Annotated in this window: 9 protein-coding genes and 1 pseudogene; all 10 read left to right on the top strand. The window is 48.7% G+C overall.

The annotated features are described in order from the left end of the window. Positions 1–422 (top strand): annotated as a pseudogene (locus tag Q0546_RS07690) (diacylglucosamine hydrolase like protein); the annotation flags it as partial. A 136-nt stretch (positions 423–558) separates the two neighbouring features. After that, a complete protein-coding gene (gene fabZ, locus Q0546_RS07695) occupies positions 559–1,005 on the top strand; it encodes a 3-hydroxyacyl-ACP dehydratase FabZ (RefSeq protein WP_298791920.1) in 447 nt (148 codons plus the stop codon). A gap of 10 nt (positions 1,006–1,015) precedes the next feature. Continuing rightward, positions 1,016–1,804 carry an acyl-ACP--UDP-N-acetylglucosamine O-acyltransferase gene (lpxA, locus tag Q0546_RS07700; protein ID WP_298791922.1) on the top strand — a complete coding sequence of 263 codons (789 nt, stop codon included), beginning with the start codon at positions 1,016–1,018 and terminating at the stop codon, positions 1,802–1,804. Beyond that, positions 1,804–3,036, top strand: coding sequence for an ATP-dependent Clp protease ATP-binding subunit ClpX (gene clpX / locus Q0546_RS07705; protein WP_298791924.1), 1,233 nt, complete (start codon positions 1,804–1,806; stop codon positions 3,034–3,036). The genes lpxA and clpX overlap by 1 nt, the downstream gene beginning before the upstream one ends. An 8-nt stretch (positions 3,037–3,044) precedes the next feature. Further along, positions 3,045–4,082, top strand: coding sequence for a rod shape-determining protein (locus tag Q0546_RS07710; protein WP_002947212.1), 1,038 nt, complete (start codon positions 3,045–3,047; stop codon positions 4,080–4,082). Further along, on the top strand, positions 4,072–4,827 hold the full coding sequence (gene mreC, locus Q0546_RS07715; protein WP_298791927.1) for a rod shape-determining protein MreC: 756 nt from the start codon (positions 4,072–4,074) through the stop codon (positions 4,825–4,827). Before Q0546_RS07710 ends, mreC begins: the two co-directional genes overlap by 11 nt. After that, complete coding sequence (gene carB, locus Q0546_RS07720; RefSeq protein WP_298791929.1) at positions 4,827–8,114, top strand: carbamoyl-phosphate synthase large subunit; 3,288 nt, start codon at positions 4,827–4,829, stop codon at positions 8,112–8,114. Before mreC ends, carB begins: the two co-directional genes overlap by 1 nt. Further along, complete coding sequence (locus tag Q0546_RS07725) at positions 8,111–8,821, top strand: hypothetical protein (RefSeq protein ID WP_298791931.1); 711 nt, start codon at positions 8,111–8,113, stop codon at positions 8,819–8,821. Before carB ends, Q0546_RS07725 begins: the two co-directional genes overlap by 4 nt. Further along, positions 8,821–9,012, top strand: a complete 192-nt coding sequence (locus Q0546_RS07730) for a DpnD/PcfM family protein (RefSeq protein WP_298086723.1) — start codon at positions 8,821–8,823, stop codon at positions 9,010–9,012. Before Q0546_RS07725 ends, Q0546_RS07730 begins: the two co-directional genes overlap by 1 nt. Positions 9,013–9,019: 7 nt before the next feature. Next, positions 9,020–9,526, top strand: a 507-nt coding sequence (locus tag Q0546_RS07735) for a DpnII family type II restriction endonuclease (protein ID WP_298791933.1), incomplete at its 3' end; no start/stop codon positions are given.

A 9,526-nucleotide genomic window follows, 5' to 3' on the forward strand; every position in this document is an offset into this window, starting at 1 on the left:
GTGCGCCGTTTCATCTATCGCGCAAGTATTTTCTAAACTACCGCTTGCTGCGCGCCTACGTCAAATTTGGCGGCTCGGTCGTACCTTCGTATTTTCTACTTTACTCGCATTTTAAGCGCGAAAACGTCAAATTTAGCGTGAGCGAGGCGGCGCAAATTTGCGACGAGCTGCGAGACGGCGTGACGCTGCTAAATTTAGCCAAATTTAACGAGCTTTCGGGCGAAAATTTCGCTAGCGTAAGCGAGCTTTGCCGCCGGCCTATCGCGGTATCTCGCGAACTAGAAATCCGCCGTGAGCTGTGCGGAGAATTTAGCCAAAATCCTATAATCGTGCTGGATGAAATTCGCGCCGGCAGATACGAAATCTACGCCAAAGACGAGCTTTATAACGATAGCCGCGAGGTTTTGGTAATGCAAATTTGAGCTAAATTTAGCGCGCGCGAGATAAAAAACGGGTGCGAAAATTTAGCGGCTAAATTTTGCCCCGACCAAATCAATAATCTTTTTCTTAGCAAAATTTGGCTAAAATCGGCTTTAAATTTTACTCACAAGGTTTAAAGTGATCGACATCGTTGAAATCCAAAAAATACTCCCGCACAGATATCCTTTTCTGCTAATCGACCGAGTGACCGAGCTCGAGCCCGCCAAACACATCGTCGCGTATAAAAACGTAACTATCGGCGAGCCCGTATTTCAGGGGCACTTCCCGGGCCACCCGATATATCCGGGCGTCATGATCATCGAGGGCATGGCGCAAGCTGGCGGCGTGCTAGCGTTTAAGAGCATGAGCGACGAGCATCAAGCAAATATCGAAAATAAAGTCGTTTATTTTATGAGCATCGACGGAGCGAAATTTCGCCATCCGATACGCCCCGGCGACAGGCTCGAGTATCGCCTCGAAGTGCTAAAGCACAAGGGCAATATCTGGGTGCTAAAAGGCGAAGCCTACGTGGACGGCACATTAGCGTGCGAGGCAGAGCTAAAAGCCATGATCGTAGATAAATAAGCGAGCCAAAATGAGAAATATCCATCCGCAAGCCGTCGTCGAGGACGGCGCGAAGATCGGCGAGGACGTAACGATCGAGGCCTACGCCTACGTCAGCAAGGACGCGGTACTAGGCGACGGCGTACTCGTAAAACAAGGTGCTAGGATCGTAGGCGATACGCATATCGGCGATGGCGGTAAAATTTACAGCTACGCCATCGTGGGCGACATCCCGCAGGACGTGAGCTACCGCGCCGAGGAAAACACGGGCGTTCGTATCGGCAAAAACGCAACTATCCGCGAGTTTTGCACGATAAACTCCGGCACGCACAAAGGCGACGGGATCACGCGTATCGGCGATAACGCATTTATCATGGCCTACTGCCATGTTGCGCACGACTGCGCCATAGGAAATAGCGTCATCCTAGCAAACAACGCGACTCTTGCCGGTCACGTGGAGCTTGGAGACTACAGCGTCGTTGGCGGTATGACGCCGATACATCAGTTCGTGAGAGTCGGCGAGAGCTGCATGATCGCAGGCGCTAGTGCACTATCTCAAGACGTAGTGCCGTTTTGCCTAGCTGAAGGCAACCGAGCCTACATCAGAAGCTTAAATTTAGTCGGTATCAGGCGAAGGTTTGATAAAGACACGGTTGAAGAGATAAACAGAGCGTATAAATTTTTATTTAGAAAAAGCGGGGATCTAAAAGCCGCGGCTAGCGAGCTTTTAGCGGGCGCGCAGATAGAACAGGTGCGAAAAATGTGTGAATTTATACTAAGCACCAAGCGCGGTATCCCATTAGCAAAAGGAAGAGAATAATGGCGAGAAAATGTAATTTTTGCGGCGAAGTAGAGTCTGCCGAGAGGAGACTGCTGGCCGATATAGACGGAACTGCGTTTATATGCGAGCACTGCATCACTGCCGCTTACAAGGTGCTTTACGGCGAGGAGAGCCGCGAGCAAGAAAAAGAAGAGCGAACTAGAGACTATCAAAATTTGACGCCAAAAGAGCTAAAGGCGGTGCTAGATAACTACGTCATCGGTCAAGATAAAGCCAAAAAGGTCTTTAGCGTCGGCGTTTATAATCACTACAAAAGAATTTTTAGAAAAGGCGAGATCGAAGACGATACGGAGATCTCAAAATCAAATATCTTGCTCGTCGGCCCTACCGGTAGCGGCAAGACACTGATGGCGCAGACTCTGGCTAAATTTCTAGACGTACCTATCGCTATCTGCGATGCGACTAGTCTAACGGAAGCCGGCTACGTCGGCGAAGATGTGGAAAATATCCTAACTCGCCTTTTACAAGCCGCGGACGGTGACGTAAAGCGCGCCGAGCAGGGCATAGTTTTCGTCGATGAGATCGATAAGATCGCCAGAATGAGCGAAAACCGCTCGATCACGCGCGACGTGAGCGGAGAGGGCGTGCAGCAGGCGCTTTTAAAAATCATCGAGGGCAGTCTCGTAAATATCCCTCCAAAAGGCGGCAGAAAGCACCCTAATCAGGAATTTATCCAGATAGATACCTCAAATATTCTATTCGTCTGCGGCGGTGCGTTTGACGGCCTGGCCGACATCATCGAGCGCAGGATCGGTAAAAACGTGCTGGGATTTGGTCAAGATAAACGTTCTAAAGACGATAGGGAAAATTTGCTAGACGCGCTTGAGAGCGACGATTTGGTGCATTTTGGACTCATTCCCGAGCTCATAGGCAGGCTTCACGTGGTCGCTACGTTAAATAAAATCACCGAAGACGATATGGTGCGAATTTTAACCGAGCCTAAAAACGCGATCTTGAAGCAATACCAAAAGCTTTTTGCGATAGATAGGGCAAATTTGAAATTTGACGATGAAGCTCTAAAAGAGATCGCGAGGCTAGCCATCGAACGAAAAACGGGAGCTAGAGGGCTACGAAGCATAATGGAAGAGGTAATGACTGATATAATGTACGAACTGCCGGAGCTTGCGGGCTACGACGTGGTGATCACCAAAGAGGTCGTAAACGGCAAAGAAAAGCCGATTTTCGTAAAAAACAATAAAATAAGCGCATAAGGATACAGATGATTTTAGACCAACTAATAGGATTTTTTTCAAGCGATATGGGTATCGATCTAGGCACGGCAAATACGCTAGTTCTAGTAAAAGATAAAGGTATCATCATAAACGAACCGTCGGTCGTCGCGGTACAACGCGAAAAATACGGCAAGCAAAAAATATTAGCCGTCGGCCACGAAGCAAAAGAGATGGTGGGTAAAACTCCCGGCGATATCGAGGCGATCCGTCCGATGAGAGACGGCGTTATCGCGGATTTTGACATGACGGAAAAGATGATCCGCTATTTCATCGAAAAGACCCACCGCAGAAAGAGCTTCCTGCGCCCTCGTATCATCATCTCCGTGCCTTACGGCCTAACTCAAGTCGAGCGTAAAGCCGTGCGTGAAAGCGCGCTAAGCGCCGGGGCTAGAGAGGTATTTTTGATCGAGGAGCCTATGGCTGCTGCTATCGGGGCAAATTTGCCCGTGCGCGAACCGCAAGGAAACCTAGTCGTCGATATCGGCGGCGGTACGACCGAGATCGGCGTAGTGTCTCTAGGTGGTCTGGTCATCAGCAAATCTATCCGCACCGCGGGCGATAAAATCGATATGAGTATCGTAAACTACATAAAAGAAAAATACAACCTCCTAATCGGCGAGCGCGCGGGCGAGGATATCAAAATTTCCGTCGGCTCAGCGATTCAGCTGCCTGAGGAGCTTAGCATCGTAGTAAAAGGTCGCGACCAAATCAGCGGCCTACTAAGCCGCGTGGAGCTAACGAGCGAAGATGTGCGCGAGGCTATGCGCGAACCGCTAAAAGAGATCGCAGACGCCCTAAAAACCGTGCTTGAGATGATGCCACCTGATCTTGCCGGCGATATCGTGGAAAACGGTATCGTACTAACCGGAGGCGGCGCGCTGATCCGCGGACTTGATAAGTACTTAAGCGATATCGTAAAACTTCCGGTTTTCGTTGCTGACGATCCGTTGCTAGCCGTGGCCAGAGGCACCGGCAAGGCTCTTGAGGAGATTAAATTTTTACAACAACTCGTAAATGAAGAGTAAAATTTTATTCGTCGCTCTTATCGGCGCGCTGGTATTTTTTTCGCTTGATAGAGGCGCGCTGATCTCCGGCTATGTAGTGAATTTAAACAACCGCGTAGTAGCCGCCTACGACGACGCGGTCAAATTTGTAAAAGACGGCGTAAATGAGCACTTTAGGCAGCGCGAGGAGATAAAGCAGCTTCGCGCTCAAAACGCCGAACTAGAAAAATCGGCGGCTTTGCTCTCAAGCTTTGCAAAGGAGCTAAATGAAATTTTGGTCGATAAAAACTCGACCGTCTACGAGCCTAGAGTGCAGCTCGTACGCGCCCTTAGCTACGTAAATATCAGCGACTACGACAAGGTCTGGCTGGATAAATTTAGCGGCTACGACGAGTCTAAAATTTACGGACTGATTTGCCAAGGCAAGAGCGCGGGTATCGTCGTGAGCAAGGACGGAAATCCAATGGCCTTGCTGCAAAACGATCCAAAAAGTATATTTGCCGTATCAATCGGCGAGGAAAAAATCCCGGGCATAGCGCACGGGAGCAAAGACGGAATAACGGTGAAATTTATCCCCCAGTGGCTCAGTCCAAAAGAGGGCGATGAGGTCGTCACGAGCGGGCTTGACGGGATATTTTTGAGCGGGATTTCAGTGGGCAGGGTCACGGGCGTGATCCAGGAGAGCCTATATAAAAGCGCGGCCGTAAAGCCCTACGTAAACATAACCATCCCCTCGTATCTATACGTCGTAACAAAGGAAAAATAATGCCAAAAAGAACCGATATTAGCACCATTTTACTCATCGGCAGCGGCCCTATCGTCATAGGCCAAGCGTGCGAATTTGACTACAGCGGCACGCAAGCTGCAAAGACGCTAAAGCAGCTGGGCTACCGCGTCGTACTCATTAACTCAAACCCGGCCACCATCATGACCGATCCTGATTTCGCCGACGCGACCTACGTCGAGCCGATAACCAAAGAGAGCATCAAGCGCATCATAGATAAAGAAAAGGTCGACGCCATACTGCCTACGATGGGCGGCCAGGTCGCGCTAAACGTCGCTATGCAGCTATACGAAGCGAACATGTTTGGCGGCGTCAAATTTCTAGGCGCAAACCCGCAAGCTATCAAAAAAGGCGAGGATAGGCAGGAGTTTAAAAAGGCGATGCAAAAGATTGGCATGGATCTGCCGCAAAGCCGGTACGCCTACGACATGGACGAGGCGCTAGCCGCAGCAGCGAATATCGGCTTTCCGCTCATTATTCGCGCTAGCTATACCCTAGGCGGCGCAGGCAGCGGCGTAGCGTATAATATCGACGAATTTAAAGAGCTAGCCCAAACCGGCCTAGACGCCAGCCCGATACATGAAATTTTGGTCGAGGAGAGCTTGCTAGGCTGGAAAGAATACGAGATGGAGGTCATCCGCGACCGCAACGACAACTGCATCATCGTCTGCTCTATCGAAAATTTTGATCCCATGGGCGTGCATACTGGCGATAGCATCACGGTTGCGCCCGCTCTTACGCTAACTGATAAAGAGTATCAGGCGATGCGCGACGCGAGTTTTAAAATTTTACGCGAGATCGGCGTGGATACGGGCGGTAGCAACGTGCAATTTGCCATAAACCCAAAAACCGGCCGCATGATCGTGATCGAGATGAACCCGCGCGTGAGCCGTAGCTCGGCGCTAGCAAGCAAGGCTACTGGCTACCCGATCGCCAAGGTCGCGACGCTACTAGCCGTTGGCTTTAGTCTGGATGAGATCAAAAACGACATCACGGGCACGCCTGCTAGTTTTGAGCCCGTTATAGACTACATCGTGACCAAGATCCCGCGCTTTACGTTTGAGAAATTCCCGGGCGCGAACCCATATCTAGGCACCGCGATGAAGAGCGTGGGCGAGGTGATGGCGATCGGCAGGACGTTTAAGGAAAGCATCCAAAAGGCGCTTTGCTCGATGGAAAAGGACTACTATGGATTTAACTTCGTAAATTTGGAGAAAAACGCGCTAATTTACGGCCTTAGAAACGCGAATGAAAGCCGCATTTTATACGTCGCGCAGGCGTTTCGCGATGGGCTTAGTGTGGCCGAAGTGCACGAGATGAGCAAGATTGACCCGTGGTTTTTGGATCAAATTTGGCAGATAGTTAAATTTGAAGATCGCATCGATATGGACATCCTAAACGACGAGCCGCTGCTAAGAGAGGCCAAAACGATGGGCTTTTCGGACAAGATGATCGCGCACCTGATAAATTTAAAAGACAATCTCGACCTTGGCCAAAACGACATATATTTTGCGCGCGAGAAAATGGGTATAAACCTCGAATACAACGAGGTTGATACCTGCGCGGGCGAGTTTAAGGCGCTCACGCCATATCTTTACTCGACGACGAATGTCACGAAGCTACCGTGCCTTTCGTCAAATTGTGCGGAGTCAAATTTGAGCTCAAATTCGGCGCAAAAAGAGAAAAAAGTGATGATCATCGGCGGCGGCCCAAACCGCATAGGCCAGGGCATCGAGTTTGACTACTGCTGCGTGCACGCCAGCTATGCGCTACGCGACATGGGCGTCAAAACCATAATGTACAACTGCAACCCAGAAACCGTCAGCACCGACTACGATACGAGCGATATTTTGTACTTTGAGCCGATTGATTTCGAGCACGTTAGAGCCGTGATCGAGCATGAGAACCCAGACGGCGTGATAGTGCATTTTGGCGGTCAAACTCCGCTAAAATTCGCCAAACGCCTAAGCATAGCGGGCGCAAAAATCATCGGCACCAGCGCACGCACGATCGACGTTGCCGAGGACCGCAAAAAATTTAGCGAATTTATCTCTAAAATCGGTGTCAAACAGCCGCGAAACGACACCGCTACGAGCGAAAAAGAGGCGTTAGAAAAGGCTGCCGCTATCGGCTATCCGGTGCTCGTGCGCCCTAGCTACGTGCTAGGCGGCCGTGCGATGAGGCGGGTGCATAGCGATGAGGAGCTACGCCTATATATGAGCGAGGCGGTCAAGGTCAGCAACCACTCGCCCGTGCTAATCGATAAATTTTTACAAGACGCCGTGGAGCTCGACGTGGACGCGATCAGCGACGGCAAGGACGTCTATATCGGCGCCGTGATGCAGCACATCGAGGAGGCGGGCATCCACAGCGGCGACAGCGCGTGCATACTGCCTCCGCTAAATTTGACCGCGCAGATGATCGAAAAGGTAGAAAACCAAACCCGCGACATCGCGCTAAATTTGGGCGTCGTGGGGCTCATGAACATCCAGTTTGCCATCTACGAGAACGAGCTTTTCATGATCGAGGTAAATCCGCGCGCCAGCCGCACAGTGCCGTTTGTTAGCAAGGCGACGGGCGTGCCTATGGCAAAGGTCGCCACGCGCGTGATGTGGCAGGGAGATTTGCGCGAGGCGCTTAAATTTTACGACAACTACGGCGCGGTTTACGAGGAGCGCGGCATACTCAAGCCTCGCGTGAAAAATCACGTCTGCGTAAAAGAAGCCGTATTTCCGTTTAACAAGCTCCCGGGTGCGGATCTAATCCTGGGGCCTGAGATGAAAAGCACGGGCGAGGTTATGGGCATATCAAGTGATTTTGCAAAGAGCTTTGCAAAAAGCCAGATCGCCGCGAGCAACTCGCTTCCTACTAGCGGCCTAGTCTTTTTGACTCTAGCTGACGCGGATAAAAAATACGCCGCAAATTTGGCGCGCGAGCTAATAAGCCTCGGCTTTAAAATCATCGCCACGGGCGGAACGTATAAAATTTTAGAGGGCGCAGGCGTAGAGAGCGAGTTTGTCTATAAGATCAGCGAAGGACGCCCAAACGTCGAGGACAAGCTCAAAAACGGCGACATCGCGCTTGTCATCAACACCAGCGATAGCAAGTCAAACAGCGAGGACGGCAAGAAAATCAGACAAAACATCATGCGATTTAAGATTCCGTATTTCACGACGATGTCAGCGGCTCTAGCGGCGGCTAAATCGTTAAAAAGCGTGCAAGACGGCAGCGCGCTGGAAGTAAAAAGCTTGCAGGAGTATCTTGGATGACGCAAAAGCAATGCGTGATAGAGGCTTTAGCTAAGCTCGGCGGTATGGCTACTTTCTCGCAACTTTACGCTAAGACCGATACTAGCAAATGGGGGACGAAAACTCCGTTTGCTAGTATAAGAGGTATAGTGCAAACTAATAAAGAATTTTATAAAATTAGACCCGGGCTTTGGGGGCTTAAGGATTTCGAGGCGCAAAATACGGCCAAAACCGGCGATGGTAAAAGCGGAATAAATCCGAGTTTTACTCACGCATATTATCAAGGCATTATCGTCGAGATTGGGAATCTAAGGAATTTTCAGACATATGTACCGGCGCAAGATAAAAACAAGCTTTATCTTAATAAAAAATTAACCGAATTAACGACTTTAAAAGAAATTTATAACTTCAGCTATGAAAACATCGTAAATAAAGCAAAAAACGTCGATGCAATATGGTTTAATCGTAGAAATTTGCCCGATGCGTTTTATGAGGTAGAACACAGTACCGACTTTAAAAACTCTCTAAATAAATTTTACGAACTTCAAGACTTTAGCGCCAAAATGTTTATAGTAACCGATTTGCAAAGAAAAAAGCAATTTGACGGCGTTTTAAAAGATAGCATTTATGAAAGTATAAGCAAAAAGGTAAAGTTTGCTTGCTATGAAGATATCATAAAGCAATACGAAAAAGAGAGCGAAATCGGTAAAATTCCTATGGGAATTTAATGAAAGAATTTGAAGTAGAGATCGTCGAAACTTCGGCGAAGAGAGTCGTTATTAAAGCGAAAAATAAAGAAGAAGCGTGTAAGATCGCCAGAGCGGCTTACGAAAATAGCGAGATTGTTTTAGGTGCGGAGGACTTCGTTTGTGCGGATTTTAAAACGATGACCTGGGACGAGCCGAAAACTAAATTATAGGGATTTTATGGAACCGAATTTAACGAATTTTAGCGACTTTTTACGCTCGCTTAGAAAGACGAACGCGAGCCTTGGCTACTTTACCGACTTTAACAAATGCGGCGAAAATCTAAAAGCCGTTTCTATCAAGCTTCATACGCTTGATTTTTTACTCGGTTCAAAAGATTTGAAAACCGATATTTTCACTCTTTTTAAGCAAAGTAAAGAGTGCTTTGATACGCTAAATTTGCTCATAGCCGTTCGAGATAAAAATACGGATGTGGTCGCGACAAGCGGCGAATTAACAAAGCTGAAAGCGTATTTTGAAAGCCCCGATAAAATTTACGAGTTTTGTAAAGAAACCGGACTGGATAAAATTTTTATGGATGCAAAGATAAAAAATTTACACGATTACGTATTTGGCGTAGAAGTCGGACTCGATACGAACGCGCGGAAAAATCGAGGCGGCGTAAATTTCTCTAGAACGGTTTCAGAGTATTTTAAGAGTGAAAATATCGGCTTTCAAACTGAAGTT

Source organism: uncultured Campylobacter sp., from assembly GCF_937997465.1.
Taxonomy (GTDB): domain Bacteria; phylum Campylobacterota; class Campylobacteria; order Campylobacterales; family Campylobacteraceae; genus Campylobacter_A.